The organism is Streptosporangium sp. DT93 (genome assembly GCF_049844535.1).
In the GTDB taxonomy this organism is placed as follows: domain Bacteria; phylum Actinomycetota; class Actinomycetes; order Streptosporangiales; family Streptosporangiaceae; genus Streptosporangium.
Genome location: NZ_JBNCLF010000001.1, coordinates 563982 through 589384 on the forward strand (window position 1 = coordinate 563982; position 25403 = coordinate 589384).

At 72.5% G+C, this 25403-nt stretch carries 25 protein-coding genes; 14 read left to right on the forward strand and 11 right to left on the reverse strand.

Annotated elements, in window-relative coordinates; translation table 11 throughout:
• Positions 1–3 precede the first annotated feature (3 nt).
• From ACLQ2R_RS02610 to ACLQ2R_RS02625, 4 genes are read left to right on the forward strand one after another with little or no spacing between them, the layout of a single operon-like run.
• Positions 4–993, forward strand: coding sequence for an AAA family ATPase (locus ACLQ2R_RS02610; protein ID WP_425957629.1), 990 nt, complete (start codon positions 4–6; stop codon positions 991–993).
• 5 nt (positions 994–998) lie between these two features.
• Positions 999–1997: a DUF58 domain-containing protein gene (locus ACLQ2R_RS02615; RefSeq protein ID WP_425957630.1), complete on the forward strand. Its 999-nt coding sequence runs from the start codon at positions 999–1001 to the stop codon at positions 1995–1997.
• A complete protein-coding gene (locus ACLQ2R_RS02620) occupies positions 1994–2944 on the forward strand; it encodes a VWA domain-containing protein (protein WP_425957631.1) in 951 nt (316 codons plus the stop codon). Before ACLQ2R_RS02615 ends, ACLQ2R_RS02620 begins: the two co-directional genes overlap by 4 nt.
• On the forward strand, positions 2945–4015 hold the full coding sequence (locus ACLQ2R_RS02625; RefSeq protein WP_425957632.1) for a VWA domain-containing protein: 1071 nt from the start codon (positions 2945–2947) through the stop codon (positions 4013–4015).
• Between the two features lie 127 nt (positions 4016–4142).
• On the opposite strand, the gene ACLQ2R_RS02630 is transcribed toward ACLQ2R_RS02625, so the two are convergent.
• Entirely contained in the window at positions 4143–4625 is a 483-nt protein-coding gene (locus ACLQ2R_RS02630) for a MarR family winged helix-turn-helix transcriptional regulator (RefSeq protein ID WP_425957633.1), read from the reverse strand.
• 92 nt (positions 4626–4717) lie between these two features.
• On the opposite strand from ACLQ2R_RS02630, the gene ACLQ2R_RS02635 reads away from it, so the two are divergent.
• Together ACLQ2R_RS02635 and ACLQ2R_RS02640 are read left to right on the forward strand one after the other, a co-directional pair.
• Complete coding sequence (locus tag ACLQ2R_RS02635; RefSeq protein ID WP_425957634.1) at positions 4718–5521, forward strand: alpha/beta fold hydrolase; 804 nt, start codon at positions 4718–4720, stop codon at positions 5519–5521.
• Positions 5518–6423, forward strand: coding sequence for an alpha/beta hydrolase (locus ACLQ2R_RS02640; RefSeq protein ID WP_425957635.1), 906 nt, complete (start codon positions 5518–5520; stop codon positions 6421–6423). Before ACLQ2R_RS02635 ends, ACLQ2R_RS02640 begins: the two co-directional genes overlap by 4 nt.
• A 98-nt stretch (positions 6424–6521) precedes the next feature.
• Here the strand turns inward: ACLQ2R_RS02640 and ACLQ2R_RS02645 are convergent, their stop codons facing one another.
• Complete coding sequence (locus tag ACLQ2R_RS02645) at positions 6522–7565, reverse strand: saccharopine dehydrogenase family protein (protein WP_425957636.1); 1044 nt, start codon at positions 7563–7565, stop codon at positions 6522–6524.
• Positions 7566–7666: 101 nt separating this feature from the next.
• Here ACLQ2R_RS02645 and ACLQ2R_RS02650 point away from each other — a divergent pair, with 101 nt between their 5' ends.
• Positions 7667–8614, forward strand: coding sequence for a helix-turn-helix domain-containing protein (locus ACLQ2R_RS02650; protein ID WP_425957637.1), 948 nt, complete (start codon positions 7667–7669; stop codon positions 8612–8614).
• Between the two features lie 197 nt (positions 8615–8811).
• On the opposite strand, the gene ACLQ2R_RS02655 is transcribed toward ACLQ2R_RS02650, so the two are convergent.
• Positions 8812–9129 carry a hypothetical protein gene (locus tag ACLQ2R_RS02655; protein ID WP_425957638.1) on the reverse strand — a complete coding sequence of 106 codons (318 nt, stop codon included), beginning with the start codon at positions 9127–9129 and terminating at the stop codon, positions 8812–8814.
• Positions 9126–9446 carry a hypothetical protein gene (locus ACLQ2R_RS02660; RefSeq protein WP_425957639.1) on the reverse strand — a complete coding sequence of 107 codons (321 nt, stop codon included), beginning with the start codon at positions 9444–9446 and terminating at the stop codon, positions 9126–9128. The genes ACLQ2R_RS02655 and ACLQ2R_RS02660 overlap by 4 nt, the downstream gene beginning before the upstream one ends.
• Before the next feature lie 916 nt (positions 9447–10362).
• Here ACLQ2R_RS02660 and ACLQ2R_RS02665 point away from each other — a divergent pair.
• Together ACLQ2R_RS02665 and ACLQ2R_RS02670 are read left to right on the forward strand one after the other, a co-directional pair.
• Positions 10363–11211, forward strand: coding sequence for a helix-turn-helix domain-containing protein (locus tag ACLQ2R_RS02665; protein WP_425958157.1), 849 nt, complete (start codon positions 10363–10365; stop codon positions 11209–11211).
• Entirely contained in the window at positions 11198–11401 is a 204-nt protein-coding gene (locus ACLQ2R_RS02670) for a DUF397 domain-containing protein (protein ID WP_425957640.1), read from the forward strand. The genes ACLQ2R_RS02665 and ACLQ2R_RS02670 overlap by 14 nt, the downstream gene beginning before the upstream one ends.
• Positions 11402–11457: 56 nt before the next feature.
• On the opposite strand, the gene ACLQ2R_RS02675 is transcribed toward ACLQ2R_RS02670, so the two are convergent.
• Positions 11458–12600 (reverse strand): MFS transporter, encoded by a 1143-nt coding sequence (locus tag ACLQ2R_RS02675; protein WP_425957641.1) that lies wholly within the window; start codon positions 12598–12600, stop codon positions 11458–11460.
• A 46-nt stretch (positions 12601–12646) separates the two neighbouring features.
• On the opposite strand from ACLQ2R_RS02675, the gene ACLQ2R_RS02680 reads away from it, so the two are divergent.
• From ACLQ2R_RS02680 to ACLQ2R_RS02690, 3 genes are all read left to right on the forward strand, one after another.
• Entirely contained in the window at positions 12647–14038 is a 1392-nt protein-coding gene (locus ACLQ2R_RS02680) for a PLP-dependent aminotransferase family protein (RefSeq protein WP_425957642.1), read from the forward strand.
• Between the two features lie 137 nt (positions 14039–14175).
• On the forward strand, positions 14176–15015 hold the full coding sequence (locus ACLQ2R_RS02685; protein WP_425957643.1) for a helix-turn-helix domain-containing protein: 840 nt from the start codon (positions 14176–14178) through the stop codon (positions 15013–15015).
• 65 nt (positions 15016–15080) lie between these two features.
• Positions 15081–15662: a dihydrofolate reductase family protein gene (locus ACLQ2R_RS02690; protein ID WP_425957644.1), complete on the forward strand. Its 582-nt coding sequence runs from the start codon at positions 15081–15083 to the stop codon at positions 15660–15662.
• A 506-nt stretch (positions 15663–16168) separates the two neighbouring features.
• On the opposite strand, the gene ACLQ2R_RS02695 is transcribed toward ACLQ2R_RS02690, so the two are convergent.
• The 3 genes from ACLQ2R_RS02695 to ACLQ2R_RS02705 form a co-directional block, all read right to left on the reverse strand.
• Positions 16169–16879 carry an alpha/beta fold hydrolase gene (locus ACLQ2R_RS02695; protein WP_425957645.1) on the reverse strand — a complete coding sequence of 237 codons (711 nt, stop codon included), beginning with the start codon at positions 16877–16879 and terminating at the stop codon, positions 16169–16171.
• 178 nt (positions 16880–17057) lie between these two features.
• Positions 17058–18509, reverse strand: a complete 1452-nt coding sequence (locus tag ACLQ2R_RS02700) for a sensor histidine kinase (RefSeq protein WP_425957646.1) — start codon at positions 18507–18509, stop codon at positions 17058–17060.
• Complete coding sequence (locus ACLQ2R_RS02705) at positions 18506–19174, reverse strand: response regulator transcription factor (RefSeq protein ID WP_425957647.1); 669 nt, start codon at positions 19172–19174, stop codon at positions 18506–18508. The genes ACLQ2R_RS02700 and ACLQ2R_RS02705 overlap by 4 nt, the downstream gene beginning before the upstream one ends.
• 75 nt (positions 19175–19249) lie before the next feature.
• Here ACLQ2R_RS02705 and ACLQ2R_RS02710 point away from each other — a divergent pair, with 75 nt between their 5' ends.
• On the forward strand, positions 19250–21343 hold the full coding sequence (locus tag ACLQ2R_RS02710; RefSeq protein ID WP_425957648.1) for an MMPL family transporter: 2094 nt from the start codon (positions 19250–19252) through the stop codon (positions 21341–21343).
• Between the two features lie 230 nt (positions 21344–21573).
• Here the strand turns inward: ACLQ2R_RS02710 and ACLQ2R_RS02715 are convergent, their stop codons facing one another.
• The gene (locus tag ACLQ2R_RS02715) at positions 21574–22077 is read right to left on the reverse strand and encodes a hypothetical protein (protein ID WP_425957649.1); all 504 of its coding nucleotides are present in this window, start codon (positions 22075–22077) and stop codon (positions 21574–21576) included.
• Positions 22078–22223: 146 nt separating this feature from the next.
• Here ACLQ2R_RS02715 and ACLQ2R_RS02720 point away from each other — a divergent pair, with 146 nt between their 5' ends.
• Positions 22224–23159 (forward strand): isopenicillin N synthase family dioxygenase, encoded by a 936-nt coding sequence (locus tag ACLQ2R_RS02720; protein WP_425957650.1) that lies wholly within the window; start codon positions 22224–22226, stop codon positions 23157–23159.
• A gap of 188 nt (positions 23160–23347) precedes the next feature.
• On the opposite strand, the gene ACLQ2R_RS02725 is transcribed toward ACLQ2R_RS02720, so the two are convergent.
• Entirely contained in the window at positions 23348–24310 is a 963-nt protein-coding gene (locus ACLQ2R_RS02725; protein WP_425957651.1) for a sigma-70 family RNA polymerase sigma factor, read from the reverse strand.
• 45 nt (positions 24311–24355) lie between these two features.
• A complete protein-coding gene (locus ACLQ2R_RS02730; RefSeq protein WP_425957652.1) occupies positions 24356–25096 on the reverse strand; it encodes an SDR family oxidoreductase in 741 nt (246 codons plus the stop codon).
• Positions 25097–25403: the final 307 nt, after the last annotated feature.

Genomic DNA, 25403 nt, shown 5'->3' on the forward strand with positions numbered 1-25403 from the left:
CACATGACCTCGACCACGTCCCCCGAGTCGGCCCACCCGCTCGAACAGGTGCTGTTCGAGGTCAAACGCACGATCGTCGGGCAGGACGTCCTGCTGGAGCGCATGGCCGTCGCGCTGGTCGCCGACGGCCACCTGCTCGTCGAGGGCGTCCCCGGCCTGGCCAAGACGCTCGCGGTGAGGTCGCTGGCCGCCGCGATCGACGGGAGCTTCCAGCGCGTCCAGTTCACCCCCGACCTGGTGCCCGCCGACCTCGTGGGCACGCGGGTCTACCACCAGCACTCCGGGGAGTTCAGGACCGAGCTCGGCCCGGTGTTCGCGAACCTGCTGCTGGCCGACGAGATCAACCGCGCTCCCGCCAAGGTGCAGAGCGCCCTGCTGGAGGTGATGCAGGAGCACCAGGTGACGATCGGCCGCGAGACGTTCCGGGTGCCCGAGCCGTTCCTCGTCATGGCGACGGAGAACCCGATCGAGTCGGAGGGCACCTACCCGCTGCCCGAGGCGCAGGTCGACCGTTTCATGATGAAGGTGGTCGTCGGCTACCCGACGCAGACCGAGGAGCAGGCGATCGTCGCACGGGCGCTGCGCCCGCCCGAGCCGCCGCAGCCGATGGTGACGGCCGAGGACCTGCTCGCGATGCGGGCCCGCGCCCGGCAGGTGTACGTCGACCCGGCGATCATCGACTACGCGGTACGGCTGGTCTCCGTGACGCGTTCCCCCGCGACGGCCGGGCTGGGCGAGCTGGAGCGGTACGTCACCCACGGGGCGAGCCCGCGGGCGTCCATCGCGCTCGTCACGGGCGCCCAGGCGCTGGCGTTCCTGCGCGGCCGCGACTACGTCCTGCCGCACGACCTGTCCGAGCTCGCGCTCGACGTGTTGCGCCACCGTCTCGTGCTGTCCTACGAGGCCCTCGCGGACGACGTCGACGCCGACACGATCGTCGCCGGGGTGCTCGGGGCCGTCCGCGTGCCCGACGTCGTCCTGCAGAGACGCTGAGCGCCGTGGCCACCACCCCCGAGAGGCTGCTGCTCCGCCTGGAGTGGAAGGTCGTCCGCAGGCTGGACGGCCGGCTCCAGGGCGCCCACCGCACCGCGCACCGTGGCGCCGGGATCGACTTCACCGGATTGCGCGCCTACGGCGACGGCGACGACGCCCGGAACATCGACTGGAACGTCACCGCGCGGCTGGACGAGCCGTACCTGCGCGTGTTCACCGAGGACCGCGAGCTGACGGTGTGGCTCGTCCTCGACCGGTCGGCGTCGATGACGGCTGGCCGGCCGGGACGCGGCAAGCACGACGTGCTCTCCGAGCTCGCGCTCGTCCTCGCCCGGCTGTTCGGCCGGGGCGGCAACCGCGTCGGCGCCCTGCTGTTCGACACCGGGACGCCGCGCGTCGTGCCGCCCGGCACCTCCCGGCGGCACGCGCTGCGGATCGGCGCCGAGCTGGAACGCACCTCGGGAGCACGCGACGGCGCCGTGTCGGGAGCGCGCGGCGGCGCCCCCTCCGGAGCACGCCGCGGCCGTGTCTTCGGGGCACGCGGCGCCCTCTTCAGGGCACGCGACGGCCGCACCTCCGGGGCACGCGGCACCACCACCGACCTGGCGGAGATGCTGGACGCGGCCGGACGGCTCGCGCGCCGCCGCGCGCTCGTCATCGTGCTGTCGGACTTCATCGGCGAGGGCGACTGGGAACGCTCGCTGCAGCGCCTGTCCCGGCGGCACGAGGTGGTCGCCCTGCGGATCGTGGACACGGCCGACGACGTGCTGCCCGAGGCCGGGCTGATCGTGGTCGAGGACGCCGAGACCGGCGAGCAGCTCGTCGTCGACTCCGCCGACCCGCTGCTGCGGGCCCGCCTGCGCGCCGCCGTCGAGGACCGCGACGCCCGGATCGAGGCGGGCATGCGCCGGGCCGGGGTGCCCGTCCACCGCGTCGACACCGGCCGCGACGTGGCCGAGGCGCTCGTCGAGGTCGTCGCCCGGACCCGGGACCGGTCGCCGTGACCCTGTCCTCCCCGTTTCTGCTGGTCGTCGGGCTGCTCGTCACGGCGGTGCTCGCCTGGGCGGCCGTCGTCTCGGCGCGCCGCAGGACGGCCGCCCTCACCGCGGCCGGGGTCGCCGTGCCGGGGGGCCGTCGGGCGTACCTCGGGGTCGGCCTGACGATCGCCGGAGTCGGGGTGCTCGCGGTCGCCGTCGCCGGACCGGCGGCCATGGTGCCGGTCCCGCGCACCGCGGGCACCGTCATCCTCGCCGTCGACGTCTCCAACAGCATGGGTGCCGACGACGTCGCGCCCACCCGGCTGGCCGGCGCGCAGCGGGCGGCCCGCGCGTTCGTGGAGGCGCAGCCCGACAGCGTCGACATCGGGGTCGTCGCGTTCGAGCGGGGCGCGCTCACCACGGCGCGGCCCGACGCCGACCACTCCGTCGCGCTCAAGGCCATCGACCGGTTGAGGATCACCGGCGGCACCTCGCTGGGGACGGCCATCACGGCCTCCCTGTCGGCGATCACCGGCAGGCAGGTGGTCGTCGGCCGCGACGGTAACGCGCCCGACATCGGCTACTGGCCGTCCGCGACGATCGTGATGTTCTCCGACGGCCAGAACCAGGGCGCGGACGTCGAGGAGGCCGCCGGCGTGGCCCAGCGGGCGGGCGTCCACGTCCACACCGTCGGGGTCGGCACCACGGCCGGGGCGACGGTGAAGGTCGACGGCTACCGCCTGCGGACCGCCCTGGAGGAGGACACCCTCACCTCGATCGCGCGCACCACCGGCGGCGCCTACCACCCCGCCTCCGACACCGCGCGGCTCGACGGGGTCGCCGACACGATCGACCTGCGGCTCACCGTCTCCGACGAGCCGCTGCCCCTCGCCGGCGGGCTGATCGGGCTCGCCCTGGCGCTGCTCACCGCGGGCGCGGTGCTCACCGTGCTCCGGTCAGGACGGGTGATCTGAATGTCCTTCTCATGGCCGTGGGCCCTGCTGTCCATCCTGGTCGTCCCGCTGATCCTCGCCGTCCGCGAGTGGTCGCGGCGCCGCCGCCGGCGGGCCGCCGTGCGCGTCACCTCGATCGCGCTCGTACGCGTCGCCCTGCCCGGCCGTACGCGCTGGACGCGGAGGATCCCCGCGGCGCTGTTCGTCGCCGGGCTCGCGCTGCTCGCGGTCGGGGCCGCGCGACCGCAGGCGTCGGTCCCGGTGCCGCAGACGGCGGTGACGATCCTGCTGGCGCTCGACACCTCCGGCTCCATGTGCTCCACGGACGTCGCCCCCAACCGTCTCACCGCCGCGAGGAAGGCCGCCGCCGAGTTCATCGAGTCGCAGCGGGACGGGCCGCGCATCGGCCTGGTCACCTTCGCGGGCAGCGCGGGACTGCTCGTCCCGCCCACCGACGACACCGACGCGCTGATCAAGGCGCTGGACGGCCTCAGCGTCGCCCGCGGCACCGCGATCGGACAGGCCGTGCTCACCTCGATCGACGCGATCGCGGAGGTCGACCCGTCGGTCGCCTCCACCGGGGCGAACCCCGTCGGCGGCGGCCCCGTCGGCGGCGGGCCCGGTTACGCCGGTGCCGCGATCGTCGTGCTCACCGACGGCGCCAACACCCAGGGCGTCGACCCGAAGATCGCCGCCCAGGAGGCGGCCCTGCGCCGCGTCCGCGTCTTCCCCATCGGCTTCGGCACCACGACCCCGTCCCCGATGGTCTGCGAGAACTCGCAGTTCGACGGCCAGGGCTTCGGCCGCTGGGGCGGCTCCGGCGGTCGCGGCGGGTTCGACAGGGGCCGCAGCCCCCGCACCATCGACGAGCCCGCGCTCAAGCAGATGGCCCAGACCACCGGCGGCTCCTACCACCGCGCCGAGAACGCCGACCAGCTCCAGAGCGCCCTCGACGCCCTCCCCGCCAGCTTCACCGTCGTCCAGCGGCGGGTCGACACGGCCGCCGCCTTCGCCGCCGGCGGCGCCGTCCTCGTCGCCGCGGCCCTGTCGCTGTCCCTGTGGTGGAACCGCCCCCGGAACCCGGCCCGCTGACGGGGACGAACGGCGGGAACTCGAAACGACGGCCACCACACGCCTCCGGGCACCTGGTCGTACTCGAGGCATCGCGCGGTGGCCGTTCCGGCGCCGAGAACCACCCGTCACCGGGTCAAGGGCGAAGCTAGGCCGGCACCTCCCCGGCCGGCGAGGACGGGTCCGCCGGCGATGAGCGGTCCGATCCGGCCAACCGGCCGGACGCTCGGGCCAGCAACTCGATGAGCCGCGCACGCTCCTCGGGGGTGTAGGCGTCGGCGAGCTCGCTCTCGATGGCCACCGCCTCGGCGTCGGCCCGCCCGAGTACACGACGCCCCTCGTCGGTGAGCTGCACCTCGGCGACCTTGCGGTGCCAGGGATGGGGACGGCGGGTGATCAGCGCCTTGGCCTGGAGATTGGTGAGCACGGTGGCGATGGTCTGCGGGGTGACCAGGCAGGTCCGGGCCAGTGCCGCGGCGGAGATGCCCGGGTGCCCGGCGAGCGTGTACAGGACCACGTATTGAGGCACGGTCAGGCCGATCGGGCGTAGCGCCGCGTGCTTGGCCGCCATCAACTCCTGCTCGACGCGCTTGATGTGCAGACCGAGGCGTTCTTGAGGCGGCATGTCCATGTACCGATTCTACGAGCAGCCAGACCTCCACTTGTTAACAGAGTTCTGTCATCTATATGATCCCTGGCAACTAGATGGCCATGGAGGCTCTCATGATCAATTCCACCGTTCTCGATCACATCACCGCCGGCACCGGTCCGGGACTCGTCCTGATCCACGGCACCGGCGCCGACGCGGCGTCGAACTGGGGACCCCTCGTCGAGGCGGCGAGCGATCGGTACACGGTCGTCGCGATGAACCTGCCCGGTGCGGGCGCCACTCCCGCGCCGGACGGCCCGCTCGATCTCGATGAGCTGGCCGGGCAGGTCCTCGCCACCGCCCGTGCCGCCGGCCTGGAGCGGTTCCACCTGGTCGGGCACTCGATCGGCGCGGTGATCGCCACCGCCGTCGCGGCTCGCGAACCGAGTGCGGTCGACTCCCTGCTGCTGCACGCCGGCTGGGTGACGACCGGCCCCCGGGAGGCGTTCATGTTCGACCTGTGGGCGCGGCTGCTGCGCACCGACCCGGCGTTGCTGGCCCGGCACCTGGTCTTGACCGCGATGGGTCCCGGCCTGCTGGGCGCGCTCGACGACCAGCAGTTCGCCGAGTTGGCCGCCGGGTTCACGGCGTCGCTCGACGAGCGTGTCCTGCCGCAGATCGACCTGGACGGCCGGATCGACCTGAGCGACAGCGTCGGGCGGGTCGTGGCGCCCACGCTGGTGCTCGCCGGCGCCGATGACCAGATCGTCCCACCGCACCACCAGCGGGAGCTGGCGGAGGCGATCGACGACAGCCGGTATCTGGAGGTCCCGGGCGGGCACGGGTTGCCGTTCGAGGATCCGGACCGGTTCTTCTCGATCATCACCGGGTTCGTCGACGCCCAGCAGACCGCCGCACAGGCCGGGACGCCGGCATGAACGTACGGGTCGAGGAGGTCGTCTTCGGCAGCGAGGGCGTCGACTGTGCCGGGACCCTGTTCATGCCGGCCGACACCACCGGCCCGCTGCCCGGCCTGGTGATGGGCAACGGGTTCGCCAACGTCCGCCGGATGTACCTACCGGCCTACGCCGCCGCGTTCGCCGCGGCCGGGATGTCCGTGCTCACCGTCGATTACCGCTACCTCGGCGAGTCAGGCGGCCGTCCGCGCCAGCAGGTACTTCCCGAGGCCCAGTGTGACGATCTGCGTAACGCCCTGACGTGGCTGTCGGAGCGACCCGAGGTCGACGCCGGACGGATGGGGCTGTGGGGCACCTCGTTCGGCGGCGGCCACGCCATGCGCGTGGCCGCTCTCGACCGCCGGGTCGCGGCGGTGGTGGCCCAGGTGCCGGCGATCGGCCTGTGGCGGTACTTCCGGCGGAACGAGCCGGCGGTACGGGAACGCTTCCTGGCCTCCGCCCTCGCCGACCGGCTGGCATACGCGCGCACCGGTGAGCCCCGCCCGCTGGCGATCACAGCCGAGGAGGGCATCGAGTCGATTCTCGGCCCGGACGGGCTCGACTGGCACCGGCGCAACGAGCGGGAGCACGACACGTTCCACAACTGGATCACCGGGCACTCGCTCGACCGGATCGTGCCCTACGACCCGGGCGCGTTCGTCGAGGACATCAGCCCCGTCCCGCTGCTGATGATCCTCATGGACGCCGACACCACGACCCCGTCCGAGGTCGCCCGGGAGGTCTATGACCGCGCGAAAGAGCCCAAGCAACTCCTCGAGCTCGTCGGCGGGCATTACGACGTGTACGACCTGCCGTCCGTCCGCGAGGCGTGCGTCGACGCCACCATCGGGTTCCTGGTGGAGCACCTGTCGGCGACGACCTGAGCGGAAGAGTGCCACCGGCGTGCGGCACGAACGGCACGCCGCGCAGCGCCGGACGGTCATCGAGCCGTTCATCCGTGCGTACCGTGCGGAACACGCGCTCAGCCGCGCGTGCCGTCCGGGACGTGCAGCGACAGGTGCCGGGACAGGGCACGCAGGAAGTCCGGGGCGTCGAAGGCCGCGCCGGCGGAGGCGACGCCGACGGTCCTGGCCCGCCCGGTGAGAACGCGGTCGGCGGCCTCCACCGCGAGCGGCGCGCTGACGGCGTAGATGTCCTGGCCGGCGGCGGTCACGCGGCGTTCGGTGCCGCCGGAGCGGACGAGGACGTCGACGACGAAGGTCTGCGCGGAGCGGCCGCGCTCGTCGACGGCGGTCGGCGCCGGGGTGCCGGGAGCCGACAGGTCCGCGGCCGCCGTGGCGGTCATGTAGGTGCGCACCTCCGGGACGGCCAGGTGGCTGGGGACGGTGACGACGTCGGCCATGGTGAACTCCCCGATGACGCTCTGCGGGCCGAGCGGGGCGAGGAAGGGCCACTCCAGGGTCGGCAGGGCGTCGTCGTGGTACTCCAGCCGCCCGCCGGTGAAGCGGACGCGGCGGCCACCCCGCCGCCGCCCCGAGACCGCGCCCGAGGCGAGCGTTCCGGCGGTGGGGTGCCAGCCGCTCAGGCCGTAGGCGACGTGCACCTCGTCCGCCGTCGTCCACTCATCCATCGCGGCGGTCACCAGGAGGTCGCCCAGGCCGCCGAAGAAGGCCATCGCCGGGACCACCACAGTGCCCGCGGAGCGGGCGCGCTCCGCGAACTGCGCGAACGTGTCGGCGTTCGCCTCGATCTCGGCCGACACGTCGACGTACGGGATGCGGGCGCGCAGCGCCGCCTCGATCAGCGGGGCGGCGGTCGCGGCGAAGGGCCCGGCACAGTTGACCACGGCGTCCGCGCCGTCCAGCGCGCGGTCGAGCGAGGCCGGGTCGTCCACCGACGCCCGCCGCGCCTCCAGCCCGGGGTGGGCCTCCGCCAGCGCCGCCAGCCTCTCCCGGTCGCGGCCGAGGAGCAGCGGGACGTGCCCGCGCTCCCGCGACTCCGCGACCACGAACCGCCCGGTGTGCCCGTAGGCGCCGAACACCGCCACGATCGGACCCGATCCCATGCCTGCCCCCGTGTGCTCGAAGTGCTTCACCGGGTGAATCCTGTCCCGCCGGCCCGCCCACGCCCAGTGTCCGGAACGACATGCCTCGTACAATTTCCGACATGAGCCCTGACCCGCGTTCCGTCGCGGTCGCCGCCGTCGACGGGATGCTGCACTTCGAGCTGGCCCTGGCCTACGAGGTCTTCGGCTCCGCCCCGGCCGCCGTTCCGGGCCCCTGGTACGACGTCGGTGTGTGCGGCACGCACCCCGTCCGGATCGGCCGGTTCCTGCTGGAGCCCGACCACGGGCTCGACCATCTGGCGCACGCCGGCACCGTGATCGTCCCCGCCCTGGCGGACGTCGACGAGGACCCGCCGGCCGAGCTGGTCGAGGCGGTGCGCGCGGCCCACCAGGCGGGCGCGCGGGTGGTCTCCCTGTGCACGGGCGCGTTCGTGCTCGCCGCCGCCGGCCTGCTGGACGGGCTGCGCGCGACCACGCACTGGGCCCACACCGGCGAACTGGCCGCGCGTCATCCCCGGGTGAGGGTCGACCCCGACGTGCTGTACGTCGACAACGGCAGCGTGCTCACGTCGGCGGGCAAGGCCGCGGCGATGGACCTGTGCCTGCACCTGGTACGCCGCGACCACGGCTCGGCGGTCGCCAACGTGGTCGCCCGCCGCCTGGTCGTGCCGCCCCACCGGGCCGGCGGCCAGGCCCAGTTCGTCACCACGCCGGTCCCCGCGCAGGACGGGCACCCGCTGGCCGAACTGCTCGCCTGGACGATGCGGCGGCTGGACCGGCCGCTCACCGTGGAGGACCTGGCCCGCCAGGCGAACATGAGCTCACGCCACCTGGCCCGCCACTTCCGCTCGTTCGCCGGAACCACCCCGCTGCAGTGGCTGCTGACGCAGCGGATCCGCCGCGCGCAGGAGCTGCTGGAGACCACCGACGACAGCGTCGAGGCCATCGCCTCGGCCTCGGGCATGGGCACGGCGACGACGCTCCGCCGCCACTTCCACCGCACGATCGGCGTCCCACCGGACACCTACCGCCGCACGTTCCGTGCGTGAGACAGCGGCCCAAGGCGCCTGACACGTCGCCCCCGCTCAAGGACTCGTGTACCAAATCCTCCCCCTCACCCCCTCCGAGGGGGAGGATTTGGTACACCCGCGTCCGTGGGTGGCGGAGGTGCCAGATCGGTGTGACGGCCTTGTCGTGACGGCACGATGGTCCCGGACCAGGGGCGGGGCGAGACCATCGTGCTCGCTCAGAAGTGGCCGACGGTGACCGAGGTGGAGGTCAGCGACCAGCGGTACAGCGCGGTCTCCTCCGCCTCGCGCATCTGTGCTTTCAGGCCCTCGACGGTCCGGTCACAGATGATCAGCGGTTCGGGGGTGGACCAGGTGGCGATGGCGTGGAAGAGGCGGCTGCCGGTGCCGTAGAGGACGGCCCATCCCGGCCGGGCGATCTCCAGCATCGCGGCCTCGGCGCGGGCCTCGTGGTCCCAGGTGTAGCTCGGGACCGGGGTGACGCTCCGGCCGTCGCGGTGACGCCCGCGTGCGGCGCTCAGGCAGCGGCGGATCACGAGCTCACCTGCCCGGCCTGCTCCTGCCGGACCGGAGTCTCCCGCTCTCGTGCCGTCCGTTCCTGAACCTCCCGTTCCTGAACCTCCCGTTCCTGGATCTCACGGGCGAAGGTCTCCTGCCGGTCGGTCGCGGCTCGCAGCTCCTCCAGGCTGTCACCGTCGACGGTACGGTCGGCTCCGGCGTCGCAGGCGGCCTCGGAGAAGGGCTCCTCGCGACTGGCCCACAGCCGCCCGGCGTCACTGAGGATCAGCCGCCAACCGGGAATCGTGGTCTCGGGCCTGGTCGGCTCCGGGTCGATGGACCTACCATCGTTCATTGATTGGACCTCCATCCGATCAAGGGCCCGTCCGGACGTTGGTAGCGGTGGACGGGCCCGCTCTGTGAAGCAGGGAAGGATCTGGAGGGGTACGCCGCACCTGCCGGGAGGCCGGTGCGGAGACGGGGCGAGCGAGGCTCGGTTCGGTGCGCAGATGGTCGCCCGTCTCGGACGGGACGCGAGGTGGCGCCGGTGGTCAAGCCGGGACAGATCGGTGCGAGCGGGCCGGGGCCTGCCGTGGAGGGCGGACCGGGACGGGCGCGCCGATCGCGGGCGGCAGTGCGCCCGCGCGGGCGGCGGCACATGCACGGCAGGCGGTACCTGCTCGGGACCGCGCTGGACGGGCACCGGCGGGATTTCCTCGGCCGGTTCCACGGGAGCGAGCGGCTCGAAGCAGGGCAGCGAGCGATCCCCGGTCCGGCGGACCAGCAGCCGGACATCCAGCAGGGCGGCGGACGGCTGGGCGTACTCGTGGTCGGCGGACCGGTCGGGACAACCGTGCGCGTACGGGGCGTGCCCGCAGGCGGCACAGCCCATCGGCATCGGCGGCGCGTCGGCGAAACAGCCGCACTCACCGACCGCCTGCCGGTCGAGAACGGGAGCACTAGGGTTGCTCACGGGTCAGGATCACCTTCCTGATCAAGGACCCGTCACGGTGTTCCAGCACCGGGCGGGTCCGCTTTATCGGCCTCCGTTGCACGGATCGGTCCGCAGATGTCATGGCATCCTCACCTTGAGTCAACGAACCAGGCCGTGGGCAACTACCGATGTGCGGCGACAGTCGAACACCCCGCCACTCTGTCACTCTCGGTAGCTGAATGACTCCTTGCAGTGTGATGTGCAAGTTACATGATCACAAGTGCCTTGTATAAATTTGCTCGGCGTACAGCGACGGCGATCAGGCATGCTGGTCGGCATGGCTTCCGCGAGTCCTACCGTCCGACACCGCCGTCTTGGCCGTGAGCTGCGAAGACTTCGAGAGAAAGCGGATCTCACGCTGGAAGACGTTGCCACACCGCTCCGCTGGTCCACGGCCAAGCTGAGCCGCATCGAGAACGCTCGGACCATGCCCAGCAGCACGGACGTCGCGGACCTCTGCGATCTGTACGCGGTAGACCCGCCCACGAAGGCCGGGCTGATCCAACTCGGCCAGGATGCCGGTCAACGTGGCTGGTGGACCGCCTACAGCGATGTGTTCGCCGGCGCCTACGTCAGCCTGGAATCCGAGGCCACGGCCATTCGCACCTGGGAACCGCTGCTGGTGCCGGGTCTTCTGCAGAACGAAAATTACGCGCGTGAACTTATCCGCACATCACGTCCGGGACTGGCCACAACAGAGTTGAAGCGGTATGTGGCAGCTCGGATGGCACGCAAAATCAGCCTTCTCAGCTCACAGGCGCCTTCGTTGCACGTCCTCATGGACGAATGCGCACTGCGCCGCCCTGTCGGCTCACCCACCATCATGGCCCACCAACTCGAAGACATTCTTCAGGTCATGGACTGGTCCAACATCACCGTTCAGGTTCTTCCGCTTCAGGTCGGTGCACATTGTGGACTGGAGGGCGCTTTCTCTCTGCTGGCGTTCGATGCTGAAGACCCAGAGGTGGGCTACATCGGCTGTCCAGGCGGAGACGTCTATGTGGAGGCGACGGATCAGGTGGAGAACCTTAAGCTGACATTCGAACGTCTTGCTGGTGCGTGCTTGTCCCCCGAGAAGTCTGCGGCGTTCATTGCTGCGGCAAGGAGTGATCATGCTTCCCTCTGACCTGAACGGCGCCGCGTGGCGTAAGAGCAGCTACAGCGGCGGAAGCAGCGACAACTGTGTGGAAGTAGCCACGAACCTGCCGGGCCTCATTGCTGTACGCGACAGCAAGGACCCCGCCGGCCCGATGCTGACCTTCTCCCCGACGACCTGGAACACCTTCCTGACAGGCATCCGCAGCGGAGAGATCTGACCCGCCCACGAATGCCCCACGGTCGGAATCTCCCGGCAGGCACCGCGTGACGACCGTCATCGGTTTCTCTTCCTGTCCCTGAAGGCGGGAACGAGCGAGACGAACAGTACGGCGGCCATGAGCGCGAAGGACGCCGGGTAGCCGAGCGGGTGGACCAGCAGGCCGAATCCGATGGCGCCGATCCCGATCCCGGCGTCGTAGGCGAGGTTCCACACGACGCTGACCTGGCCGAAGTTCGCGGGCGAGGCCCGTGCGAACATCAGCGACAGCGTGACGTTCTGGGCCGCGCCGAAGCCCAGCCCGAACAGGACCATCCCGGCGAGCAGGGCCCCCTGGTGCGGGACGAGGACCATCAGGGCGGTGCCGACGGCGGTGGACAGGACCGCCGGCAGGAGGAGGACGCCCTGGTCGTACCTGTCACCGAACCAGCCCGCGCACCAGCGGGCCAGGGGGGTCACGCAGGACTGCACGAGCAGGGCCGTGGCCACCGAGCCCGCCGCCAGCGGCAGGAAGGTCAGCAGGACCCCGCTCGCCATCGTGATGGTGGCGAAGACGAACGCGGGCCTGACCAGATCGGTGTCACGCAGGGCCGCGAGGATGCCGCCGTGCCGTTCCTGCCGCGCGCTCCTGGCGGGCAGGCCGGTAACCGCGGGCAGCACGACCAGGGCCAGCCCCGCGCCGAGGAGGAACACGGGCGTGAAGCCGATCCGCTCCTGCAGCCACAGCCCGGTCGGCAGGCAGGCGATCGACGGAATCCCGACCGCCAGGCCGTACAGGCCCAGGCCCTCGCTTCTGCGCTCGGCCGGGACGAGTTCACCGATCAGCGCGGCGCCGCACACGACCACGATCCCCAGCCCCGCACCCCTGAACAGGCAGACGACCAGGACGACGGCGAGCGGTGGATGGGCCGCGAGCAGGAGGGCGGGCACCCCGAGGAGCAGCAGGCCGAGCCCGACGACCGTACGGTAGCCGAACCTGGCCAGCAGCCGGACGACCGCGAACTCGGCGAGCACCGTCCCCAGCATCAGGGTGCCGGTGGCCAGACCCGCGCCGACGTCGCCCGCGCCGACGCCCGCCGCGTACAGCGGGACGACGGGCATCAGCAGGTAGAAGCCCGCCATGGAACCGACGGAGAAGACCAGGAGCATGGCTATCGGGCGGGTGACGATCGGTTGCCGCGGCGTCTCGACGGTGGTCATGGCGTGAGCCTAGAATCCGACCGGTCCGGAGAGGAGGTCCAGTTCGATGCCTGTCGAGTGGACCGGTTCCGGTCCCGAACTCCTCGTTCCGCTGGACCGGGGCAGGCCGCTGCGCGTACAGCTCGAACTGGCCCTGCGCGAGGGCATCCGCACCGGCCGGCTGACCGCGGGCGAGCAGCTGCCCTCGTCCCGCGCGCTGGCCCGCGTGCTCGGCGTCTCGCGCGGCCTGGTCGTCGAGTCCTACGCGCAGCTCCAGGCCGAGAGCTACCTGGTCACCCGGCCCGGCTCCGGCACCCGGGTCGCCGGAGCCGGGCACGCGTCCCCGGCGGCTCCCGCCCGTCCGGCGGTGCCGCCCGCGATCCGCGTCGACTTCCGTCCCGGCGTCCCCGACCTGGCGAGCTTCCCCCGCGAACAGTGGAGCCGGGCGCTTCGCCGGGCCTGCCGGGAGGCCTCCAACGAGGAGCTCGGCTACTCGTCCCCGTACGGCAGCCCGGCGCTTCGCGAGGTCCTCGCCGCCTACCTGCGACGGGTCAGGGGTGCCGCCGCCGATCCGGCGCACACGATCGTCAGCTCGGGCTACACGCAGGGCCTGCAGCTGGTCCTGCGCTCCCTGGGCTCCCTGTGTGACGTGCGGACCGTGGCCTTCGAGGATCCCGGCGACCCGGACCACCGCGCGATCGCGGACATGCTCGGGCTGGAGGTGGTCCCCGTACCGGTGGACGAACACGGCATGGACGTCGGCGCCCTGGCCGCCACCGGCGCGCGTGCCGTGGTCCTCACGCCCGCGCACCAGTCACCGACCGGCGTGGTCCTCGCACCCGACCGGCGGCAGGCGCTGATCACCTGGGCGACCGCCCGTGACGCGACGATCGTCGAGGACGACTACGACGCCGAGTTCCGGTACGACCGGGAGCCTGTCGGCGCGTTGCAGGGGCTCGCTCCCGATCGGGTCGCGCTGCTGGGGTCGGTGAGCAAGTCGCTCTCACCGGCGTTGCGGCTGGGCTGGATCGTCGCTCCGCCCCGGCTGTCCGCGGCGGTCGCGCGGAACAAGCGGCTCGCCGACCTGGGCTCCCCGGTCCTCGACCAGCTGGCCCTGGCGAGCCTCGTCCGGACCGGGCAGTACGACCGGCACCTCCGCCGGATGCGGCAGCGGTACGCGGCCCGCCGTGCGGCTCTCGTGGGCGCCCTGGCGCGTCACGCGCCCGGGGTGGAACTCCTCGGTCTCGCCGCCGGGTTCCACGCCGTCGTCCCCCTGCCCGCCGGAGCCGACGAGCGATCCGTCGTCGACACGGCTCTGGATCGAGGGGTCGGCCTGTACGGCATGGGTCCCTACCGGGTCCGGAGCGGTCGTCCCCGGCTTGTCCTGGGGTTCGGGAACGTGACCCCCGACGCCATCTCCGAGGGCGTCGCCACCGTCGCCGACCTGATCGGCGGCTGAGTCCCCTCCCCGGCCGGTCCGGGTTCCGATGGGGATCACGGGCGCGTGCGGCCGGGAGAACAGCTGAGCATCGGGGAAGACCCCGACGGCGTACGGCGGCCTGGCGGTCCGCCCGCGTGTCGGCGATGCTGTGACGCGTGAAGTACGTGTCCAGAGTGCCGCGACCGCCGCTGGACGGGCTGATCGACGACCTCTACTACCTGGAGGGTGCGTCGCCGTACGCCCGGCTGACGCTGCCGCCGACACCGTCGGCGTTGCTCGTCGTCAACCTCGGGGCGCCGTTCCGCATCCGCGCCGGCACCGGCATCGAGACGGCCGAGTACGCCGACGGCTGCGTGGTCACCATGCCCACCCGCGCCTTCGAGTTCGGCTATCCGCCGGAGACCCGGTCCGTCGGCGTGCACTTCAAGCCGTGGGGGCCGGCGTCGTTCCTGCCGATGCCCGCGGCCGAGCTGTGTGACCGTCCGGTGACGGTGGAGCAGGTCTGGGGCCGGCCCGCCGTCGCCGAGCTGCGGGACCGGCTGGCCACGGCGGCCGGGCCGCAGGAGATGCTGACGCTGCTCGAGGAGGAGCTGATGCGACGGCTGCGCGAGACCGCCGGCCTGGGGCTGGTCCGCCGTACCAGCGGCGTCATCTCGGCGGCCGGCGGGGCGGTGGCGATCGGCGACCTGAGCGTGGCGGCCGGTGTCAGCAGCACTCATCTGGCGCAGCGGTTCAAGGAGATCGTCGGCGTCACGCCGAAGCGGCTGGCCCGCATCCACCGCTTCACCGCCACCGTGTTCGGGATCGACCCCGCCGGGCCGATCGACTGGGGCGACCTCGCCGCCGGCGCGGGCTACTTCGACCAGGCCCACTTCGGGCACGACTTCCGGGCGTTCACCGGGCTCACACCGACCCGGTACATCGAGGTCCGGCGGCGGTTCCTGCGCGAACATCCCGGCCACGTGCTGGACAGCTGGCCGCTGCCGGCCGATTGATTTCGTACAAGAGCGACAGCTCACGACACGCTAATTTGGGGCACCCCGAAGCAGAGGAGAGCCCCGTGGGCAAGGTGGTCATGTACAGCTCGGTGTCGGTGGACGGCTTCGTCGCGGACGAGAACGACCAGCCCGGACCGCTGTTCGACTGGTTGACCGGCGGTGACGTCCCGCTGGACGAGAGCGGCGCGCTGAAGGTGTCGCAGGCCTCCTACGACCACACCCGGGCGTACTGGGACCGGATCGGGGTGACGATCGCCGGCCGCCACGTCTTCGACCTGACGGACGGCTGGGACGGGAAGCCTCCGGGCGGCATCGACCACGTGGTCGTCGTGACGCACCGGCCGGCACCCGAGGGCTGGGACCCCGAGGCGCCGTTCCACTTCGTCGACGGCGTCGAGGCGGCCGTGGCCAGGGCGCAGGAGCTCGCGGGTGACCGCATCGTCGAGGTCGCCGCCGGCGACGTCGGCGGCCAGATGCTCGCCGCGGGCCTGGTCGACGAGGTGCGCATGGACGTCGTACCCGTCGTGTTCGGGTCCGGCAAGCGCTACTTCGGGTCGGTCGACGCGCAGCACCTGCTGGAGGATCCCGACGTGGTCGTCCAGGGCAACCGGGTGCTTCACCTGCGCTATCGGGTGCGCCGTTGACCGATCCGGGCGGGTCCGCGAACGGCCCCGACCATGCTCGGCCGGACGGACGCCGTGGGCGCTCTGCAAGCGATCATCAACCTCGGTGTAAGGAGATGTCCCTAGATTCGCCGCATGTTCTCTCGAATCGCTCTTGGTGGCGCTGTCCTCGCCGCCGTTGCCGCACTCCTGTCCCCGTCCGCTGCGCAGGCATCCTCCACGCAAGCGGACGCCCACCGGGCCACCCTCGTGGGCGAGGATGTCCTGCCGCCGTTCCTTCGACTGCGGTGAACACCGGCTCGACCCGGCCGCGGTGAAACTCCACCCGTCCGGATCGAGCACGAAGGACCGCATGCCCTTGCGACCACCTCCGAGATCGTGGCGTCGGGCCTGATCCGCGACCGGGGCACGCGTCCGCGCCGTCACCGGGAACGAGTTCTCGGCTCTTCGGCCGGCCCCGGCTCCGAACGGCGGTCGGCCGTGAGTGCTGTCGTGGGGCGGCGGTTCGGGAGTGGGCGGCCGCGGCCTCACACCCATCCTTCGAGGGCCGCCATGAACTCCTCATGCCGGCCGTACCACACGCTGTGGCCGGCCCCCTCGACGGAGCGCACCTCGAACCCGCAGGTACGCAGCCGGTCGGCGTCCTCGCCGGAGATGTACCGGCTGGGCTCGGCGCGGATCACGAGCGAGGGAGCCACGAGGGGAGGGGTGTTGTCCGGACCCCCCACCCGCCCGGCATGCAGGCTCACGGCCGTGGCGACGTCGAACAGCCTGGCCGCCTCCACCTCGGCCGCGATGTCACGCTCGCTCCACCACGGCCGTTCCCGTCGCAGGTTCTCCGCGGTCCGGGTGGCCTTGGCCTCCTCCAGCTCGGAGGCGAATACGGCGACGTCGAGATGGGGGCGGCCGGGGCCGAACGGCGTCTCCACGTAGACGACGCGCTCCGGTCGCAGCCCGGAGACGGCGGCGGCCAGCACCGAGCCGCCCAGCGAGTGCCCCATCGCGAGGGCGGGACGCGCCGGGACCGACCCCAGGACCGAGGCGGCGAACCGTTCGATGTCGCCCTCGGGATCGGGGCCGGACCTCCCGTGCCCGGGAAGGTCCACGGCGACCACACGGTAACCTCGCTCCGCGAGAGCCGGACCGATCTCCCCCCAGGAGCGCGAGTCTCCCATCATGCCGTGGACAAGGACCGCCGTACGGTCACCGTCACCCCACTCACGCGTGTTGAGGATCACGACCGAGAGCGTACGCGGAGCCTCACGTCCGAAGACAGCCCTGTTCCGGCGGCGGCGCGACCCGTCCGATCTCGGCGTCCTCTCCCGTCCGTTCCCGAAACCGGCGCCCGGTGCCGCGCTCACGGTCCGTCCGCCGCGCAGTCCTCCTCCACGCGGGCGGACGTCCACCGAGCCGCCCTCATGGGAGAGGATGTCCTGCCACCGTTCCTTCGGCCGCGGTGAGCAACGCCCCGCGCGGAAGCCGGAGTTCGAACGCGGCGCCCGAGCCGGACGGCAGGGCGCGGGCGTGCCCGTGGTGGGCGTCGGCGACGGCCGCGACGATGGCGAGCCCCAGGCCGGTGCCGGAACGGCGGGTGGGGTCGGCGCGGTAGAAGCGTTCGAAGGCGCGCGCCGCCTGCTCGGCGCTCAGCCCCGGCCCCTCGTCGCGCACCTCGACGACCGCGTCGTCGCCCTCCGCCCGGACGGTCACCGTCGCCGCCGTGCCCGCCGGGGTGTGCGTACGGACATTGGCCAGCAGGTTGTCCAGGGCCTGGCGCAGGCGCGTGCGGTCGCCGAGGACGAGGACGGGTCCGGCCAGCCGGAGGGTCACGGGACGGCCCGGGTCCACGGCCGCGGAGGCGGCGACGGCCTCGGCGGCGAGATCCGCGAGGTCGACCGGCTCGCGTTCGAGCGGGCGCCGCTCGTCGAGGTCGGCCAGCAGGAGGAGCTCGTGCACGAGGACGCCCATGTGCTCGGCCTCGGCCTCGATCCTGGCCATGACCGTGGCCAGGTCACCGGGGCGGTCCGCGGCGCCGCGGCGGAACAGCTCCGCGTACCCCCGGATGGAGGCCACGGGCGTGCGCAGCTCGTGCGAGGCGTCGGCGACGAAGCGGCGCAACCGTTCCTCCGAGGCGGTGCGCTCGCCGAAGGCGGCCTCGATCTGGCCGAGCATCGCGTTCAGCGCCAGCCCGAGCCTGCCCGCCTCGGTGTGCGGCCCGGCCGGCTCGACCCGCCGGGTGAGATCGCCGCCGCCGATGGCCTGGGCGGTCTCGGCGATGTCGTCCAGGGGGCGCAGCGCGTGGCGGATCGCCCGGAAGGCGACGAGGGCGAGCACGCAGAGCGCGAGCAGCGTGATGGCCGCGAGAACGCCGGTCAGCCGCTTCGTGACGGCGTCGTACTCGGCCGTGCGGATCCCGGCGACCAGGATCCGCCCGTCCGGGAGCCGGGAGTAGCGCAGCCACCACTGGTCCTCGCTCGCGAAAGGACCGCCCAGGTCGGGGGAGGCGTCCTCGCGCACGTGGACGGCCCCGTCCGGGTCGGCGGCGGTCGGGCGGCGGGGCCAGGTGGCGCCGGGACGCACGTCGGCGGGGAGAACGGTCCTGACCACGTCGCCGCGGGCGTCCCGCACCTGGAGGAAGGACGGGGCGGCCGCGGCGGAGAACGCCCGGGCCGTCCTCTCGTCCGGTGAGCGGCCTTCGGCGAGGAGCGGGGTGACGGCCGTGGCGAAGCGGTCGAGCCGGTCGCGAGCGCTCTCCGCGCCGGCGTCCCTGGTGACGCCCCACGTCACCAGCGGCACGCCGAGGAGCCCCGTCGTCAGCAGGGCGAGCACGGTGAGGGTCAGGCGCGCCCGCAGCGACCGAAGGCGGATCACGACCGCGGCAGGCGCAGCGTGTAGCCGACGCGCGGGACGGTGTGAATGAGCGGCGGGCCGCCGATCCTCCTGCGCAGGTAGCTCACGTACGTGTGGACGAGGCCCTCGCTGCCGCCGCTCTCGGACTCCCAGACGTGGTCGAGGATCTGCCGCTTGGTGAGCACCCGCCCGGCGTTGGCCAGCAGGTACCGCAGCAGCGTGTACTCCTTCGGGCTCAGCTCGATCAGGCGGCCCTCCCGGCGTACCTCCCGGGAGCCGTCGTCGATCTCCAGGCCCGCGTAGGAGAGCCGGTCGGCGGGCATGGTGCGGCGCAGCACGACACGGGTCCGCACGATCAGCTCCTCCAGGCTGAACGGCTTGGTCAGGTAGTCGTCCCCGCCCGACCTGAGACCGGCGATCCTGTCCTCGGTGCGGCCCATCGCGGTCAGGAAGATGATCGGGAACCGATGTCCCAGCCGCCGCAGCCGCCGGCAGGTCTCCAGCCCGGAGCCGTCGGGCAGCCTGACGTCCAGGACGAGCAGGTCCGGCGCGTTCCCGGTCACCCGGGAGACCGCCTCGCTCCCCGATCCCGCGGCCTCCGCCTCGAAGCCCTCGTACCGCATGGCCATGACCACGAGGTCGGCCAGATGGGGATCGTCGTCCACGACGAGGATGCGAGCGCTCATCCGGCCAGTCTGCCGTGGAGTTCTCAAGAAACCCTGTCACAGGGAAACTGAAGGGCACACTGCTGCGCTGGGCGCATGAATCATCCAGATGACCCGTTCACCGCGCGACTCGGACGGTTCGTGCTGCGGCACAGGACGATGGTGGTGCTGACCTGGCTGGCGGTCACGGTGGCGGGGGTGTTCGCGACCGTCGCCGTGGGCGACCGCCTGACGGAGGACTTCGCCCAGCCCGGGCGACCCGGGTACGAGGCCAACCAGGCCGTGCACCGGCTGTACGGGACCGGTGGCGACGACCCGCCGCTCGTCGCCGTCGTCACGTTGCCGCCGGGCGGCACGGCGGCCCGGCATCGCGCGGAGATCGGCAGGCTGTTCTCGGCCGCCGTCTCGGCCATGGACGTGCGCGTCGTGTCGTACGCCGACACGGCCGACCCGCGATTCGTCGGCGACGACGGGCGGACCACGTACGGGCTGGTGTTCACCGAACCCACACGCGGCATGAACGCCGACCTGAGCGAGCCGCTGGAAAGGGCGTTACGGCCGGCGTTGATGCCGGGCGCGACACTGCGCGTCACCGGCATGGAGGCCTTGGCCGACACCGGGGCGAAGGGCCTCGACGTGCTCGCCGAGACGCTCATCGGCGGGCTGGGGGCGCTGGTCGTGCTCGGTCTCGTGTTCGGTTCGGTGCTCGCGCTGGTGCCCGTCCTGGTGGCGGCCGTGTCGATCCCCGTCACCTTCCTGGCGGTGTACGGCCTGACCGCCGTGACGGATGTGCACACGATCGTGCGGTTCATCGTCTCCCTCGTGGGGCTGGGCGTGGCCATCGACTACTCGTTGCTGCTCATCACCCGCTGGCGGGAGGAGCGCGCGCTCGGGTACGAGAACGAGGTGGCCGTCGAGCGCGCCATGGCGACGGCGGGCCGCTCCGTGGTGGTCAGCGGGGTCACCGTGGGCATCGGCCTGCTGGCCATGGTGGTCATCCCGGTGCCGTTCCTGCGCAGCGTCGGGTACGGCGGCATCATGGTGCCGCTCGTCAGCGTGGCTGCCGTACTGACCCTGCTGCCGGTCCTGCTGGCCACGGGCGGTCCGCGACTCGACCGGCCCCGCCGCCGGCTCCCCGCCGGCCCCGGCCGGTGGCATGCCTGGGCCCGGGGTGTGGTCCGGTTCCGCTGGGCCGCGCTGGCCGTGTCCGGCGCACTGCTCGCGGCGCTCGGCTGGGCCGCGTTCTCGCTCCAGCTCGGCCAGCCGGTGAGCGACTCCCTGCCCCGTACCGGCCCCGCCTACGAGGGGCTGTCCGAGCTGCGGCGGGCGGGCGTCCCCTCGGGGGTGCTCACCCCGCTCGACGTGATCCTTCCCCCCGGTGTCGATCCCGCCGCGCAGGCGGCGCGCCTGGCGAGGCTGCCCGGCGTGCTCACCGCGGTGGCCCCGCACGCCTGGAGGAGCGGCGGAACGTCGCTGATCACGGTCGTCCCGTCGGACGAGACGGGCACGCGGGCGGGCCGGGCCACGATCGCCCGGGTCCGCGCTGCCGTGCCCGCGGGCGCCCAGGTCTCGGGCGAGGGGCCGCAGAGCGTCGACTTCGTGACCGCGGTGTACGGCGGCTTCCCCGCCGTGCTCGCGCTCATCTCCGTCCTGACGTTCCTGCTGCTCGTACGGGCCTTCCGCTCGCCGCTGCTGGCGGTCAAGGCGATCGTGCTCAACCTGCTCTCCCTCGGCGCCACCCTGGGCGCGGTGGTGCTCGTCTGGCAGTACGGCTACGGCTCCGAGCCGATCTGGGGACTGGCCGGTACCGGTTCCGTCGCCGAGTTCATCCCGGTCATGATCTTCGCGTTCCTGTACGGGCTGTCGATGGACTACGAGGTGTTCATCCTGGCCAGGATGCGGGAGGCGTACGACCGGACCGGCTCCACCGAGGAGGCGGTCGTCGAGGGCGTGGGGCGGACCGGACGGCTGGTCACCAGCGCGGCGCTGATCCTGTTCCTGGCGTTCGGGTCGCTGGCGGCGGCCCCGCAGCCGGAGATCAAGATGTTCGCGACAGGGCTCGGGCTGGGCGTGCTGCTGGACGCGACCGTGGTCAGGGCGCTGCTGCTGCCGGCGTTCGTCGCGGTGATGGGCCGGTGGAACTGGTGGCTTCCCGGCCGACGGGGTGCGTTCAGCCCGCCGGCTCGCTGATGGCCTCGGCCCGTGACCTTTTCTCCTCGGCGCCGACGGCGCGGGTGATGCGCGGCATGCCCTGCCTCAGGCGGAGGGTGCCGCACCGGTACCGGACACGCCCGATCACCGATGCCGGGCCGGGGTCCTCCCCGTCGTGATCGCTCGGCGGTGGGGCCGGGCGTGGAAAAGGCCGGGCGTCCCGTCGGATGCCCGGCCCGCCACCGGCCTCCTTATGTCAGGCCGGTGGCTCAGAACTCGCAGTTCTCCTCGGTCTCGCCGGTGCAGGTGTCGATGTCGCCGCTGCCGTCGGTGGTGTCGTTGCCGCCACGGCCGTGCAGGAAGTCGTTGCCGCTGCCGCCGACCAGGACGTCACGGCCGCTGCCGCCCCACAGGGTGTCGTGGCCGGCCGAGCCGAAGATCTCGGTGAAGCGGCCGACGGTGTCGTTGTTGACGATGTCGTCGCCCTGGCGCATGTTGACCATGATCGTGATGGCGTTGCGGCAGCTGACCCCGCCCGAGATCGGCTGGCAGTCGCTGTCGGTGGAGGTGACGCCCGCCCCGGTCACCGTGATGGTGCCGCCGCCACCCTCGGCGAGGGTGATCAGGTCGTGTCCGGTGGTGCCGGTGACCGACAGGCCGTCGAGGCTCACGGTCACGGTGATCGGCGCGGCCGCCTGGGCCGGAGCCGACAGCGACACCATGCCGGCGATACCGGCGGCGGTGAGGGCGAGAGCGGCGAGATGACGACGCATGTCATTCAGTCCTTCGATTCGGTGGTCCCGGCCCCCGTCGGGCCGATGTCCCGAGGAAAGCGCCTCACCCCCGCCGCGGTCTGTGCTGAAATCCACGCCCGATCCCGGTCCAAATACCCACACGACGAAAGCGGCACAATGCCGGTATGACGAGAGAACTGCCGGTTATCGATCTGTCGGGTCCCGACGTCCCCGCCCGGATCGAGGCCGCGTGCGTCGACAGCGGCTTCTTCTACGTCAGCGGCCACGGCGTCCCCGAGAGCCTGATCGGCGAGCTGGACGCGGCCGCGCGCCGCTTCTTCGCACTGCCCGAAGAGCGCAAACTCCAGATCGCGATGGCGCGTGGCGGCCGGGCCTGGCGCGGCTTCTTCCCCGTCGGCGGCGAGCTCACCTCGGGCCGCCCCGACCTGAAGGAGGGCCTCTACCTCGGCGCCGAGGCCGAGCCCGACGGCACCCCGCTCAGGGGCCGCAACCTGTTCCCCGACGCCGACGTCCCCGAGTTGCGCGCGGCCGTCCTGACGTACCTCGACGTCATGACCGCGACGGCGCAGCGGGTGATGAGCGGCGTCGCGCTGAGCCTCGGCCTGCCCGAGGACTACTTCGCCGACGGGTACACCAGGGACCCGACGATCCTGTTCCGGATCTTCCACTATCCGCCCGGCACGGGTGCCGCCGAGGAGTGGGGCGTCGGCGAGCACACCGACTACGGGCTGCTGACCCTGCTGCTCCAGGACGACAACGCGGGCCTGCAGGTCCGTACCCGTGACGGCTGGGTCGACGCCCCGCCGATCCCCGGCACGTTCGTGTGCAACATCGGCGACATGCTCGACAGGCTGACCGCGGGCCACTACCGCTCCACGCCGCACCGCGTCCGCAACGCCTCCGGCCGCGACCGCCTGTCGTTCCCGTTCTTCTTCGACCCCGGCTGGTACGACGAGGTCCCGCCCCTTCCGTCGGTCCCCGGCCGCGAGGACCGCCCGCGCTGGGACGGCCAGGACCTCAGGGCCTTCTCCGGCACGTACGGCGACTACCTGACGGCCAAGGTCGCCAAGGTCTTCCCCGAGCTGGCCGCCGAGGTCTGAGGGAAGATCCGGCCCGGAACGCGGTCGAGATCTCCACCCCGCAGGCCGGACCGCCGCGGGCTTCGCGATCGGTACCGCCAAGCCGCTTCGTCGACCGGCGTCGCCATCCTGCCGTCAGGCGCCGGTCCGCCGGGAACGCCCGTTCTCGCGGCACGGCGGGCCGGCCGGACGGCGGCCGGCTGCCGGGTTCAGATCACGAGCGTGGGCGCGAGACCGAACGTCGGCACCAGGCTCGGGTCGTTGAACGCCGTGATGCGGGTGATCCGGTCCCCGGTCAGGGTCAGGACCTGAACGCCGTGTGCCTCGTACCGGCCGTCACCCGTGCGCTCGTAGGCGACGAGGGCGGGCTGGCCGTTGGCGCGGGCGGGCACCGTCCACCACCGGTCCGTGCCGAGTACCCGACCGGCCAGAAACCCGACGACGGCCCGCCGGCCGGTGAACCAGGTCGGGATCGGCGGCATCTCCAGTTCGACGTCGGCCCGCAGCAGGCTCACCAGCGCGTCGAGGTCGGCGCGGGTGAACGCGTCGACGTAGCCGTCGAGGAGGGTCCGCCGGGTTTCCCCGTCCGGCTCGGCCAGGTCGTCCTCGACCGGTCCGGCCGTGGCCAGGTGGGTCCGGGCGCGGCGGAGCGCGCTGTCGACGGCCGCGGCCGTCGTGTCCAGCATCTCGGCGACCTCGTCCGTCCGGAACGCCAGCACGTCGCGCAACGTCAGCACGGCCCGCTGCCGGGCGGGCAGGAACTGGAGTGCGGCGATGAAGGCGAGTCGCACTCCGGTCCTCCCGGCCACGATCGCCGCCGGGTCGTCCGCGCCGAGCAGCGCGTCGGGTGCCGGCTGGAGCCACCCCACCGACGGCTCGCCGGGAGCCACGGCCACCCGGTGGTCGTCCGAAGGCGCGCCCAGTCCCGACGGGAGCGGCCGCCGGGAGCGGGTTTCCAACGCCGTCAGGCAGGCCATAGTGGCGATCTTGTACAGCCACCGCCGTACCGAGGAGCGGCCCTCGAACCGGCCGAACGCGCGCCACGCTCGCAGGTAGGTCTCCTGCACCAGGTCCTCGGCGTCATGGATCGAGCCGAGGATCCGGTAGCAGTGCGCGAGCAGCTCCGGCCGGAACGGCTCGGCCAGGGCGGCGAATTCGGCGTCCGACGACATGACGGTTTCTCCCAGGGGGCGGTGAGGTCGACTGCAGGCGCAGGCTCAGCCGACCGGGCGCAGGCCGGTACCGCTGACCAGGTACTCCGGAGCGCCGCCGGGGTCCCCGGCGAGTTCCACGACGGCCTTGGCGACCTGTTCCGGGGTGAGGATCGGCTGCATGCCTTCGACGAAGGTGTCCCGGTCGACCCCCTGGCGCGCGGCGTAGCCCGCGACCCCGGCCGAGCCGAGGCCGGTGACCGGGGTCAGCTGCGGAAGCAGGGTGACGAACCGGATGTCCGACCCGGCCCGCTTCGACTCGTCGTCCGCGTACCCGCGTATGTACCGAATGGCGGCCTTGGCGCTGGCGTATCCGCCGCTGAGCGGGGATCCGCCCAGGACGGCTCCGCTGGACATCGCGACGACCACGCTGCCCGGCGCCAGCGGCTCCCGCAGGGCCGCCCGGGTCCAGGCGAAGACGTGCCGGGTGTCGGTGTGCCAGTTGCGGCTGAAGGTCTCCCAGGTCTGCTCGTGCACGGGCGCCATGTGCGGCGTGGCCCCGGCGTTGAGGACGAGCAGGCCGGGACGGTGGTCGCGGATCACGTCCCGCGCGATCGTCTCGTCGGTGGCATCGGCGGCGACGGGCGTGAAACCCTCGCCGAGTCGGTCGCGTACGGCACGCAGTTCCTGCTCACCGCGGGCGATACCGATGACACCGGTGCCGGCGGCGACGAGCGCGGCGGCGATCGCGCGCCCGAAGCCGCGGCCGGCACCGGTGACGACGGCGGTCTGGAAGGAGTCGAGCATTGGACACTCCGGGGTGGTGGTCGGGTTCGGTCCGCATCAAGACCAGCCGCCGGAGGAAAAACCGTCGCCGCCTCGGAAATCAGTGGAGTGATGTGGGTCACAGGAGCGTGACTTCTCGTCCGGCTGCTCATTCGAGGCGACACGCCGGGGGACGCGAACACGACGTGGGAGCGGTCACCATGCTCACGTTCCCGGCGGGGACGAGACAGGGACATGCGCCGGACCCGTTCACATCTCGCATGCCCGGTCTGATGATCCACACGCCCGTACCGCAGCCCTTGAAGGTCAACGAGCCACAATGCCGCCA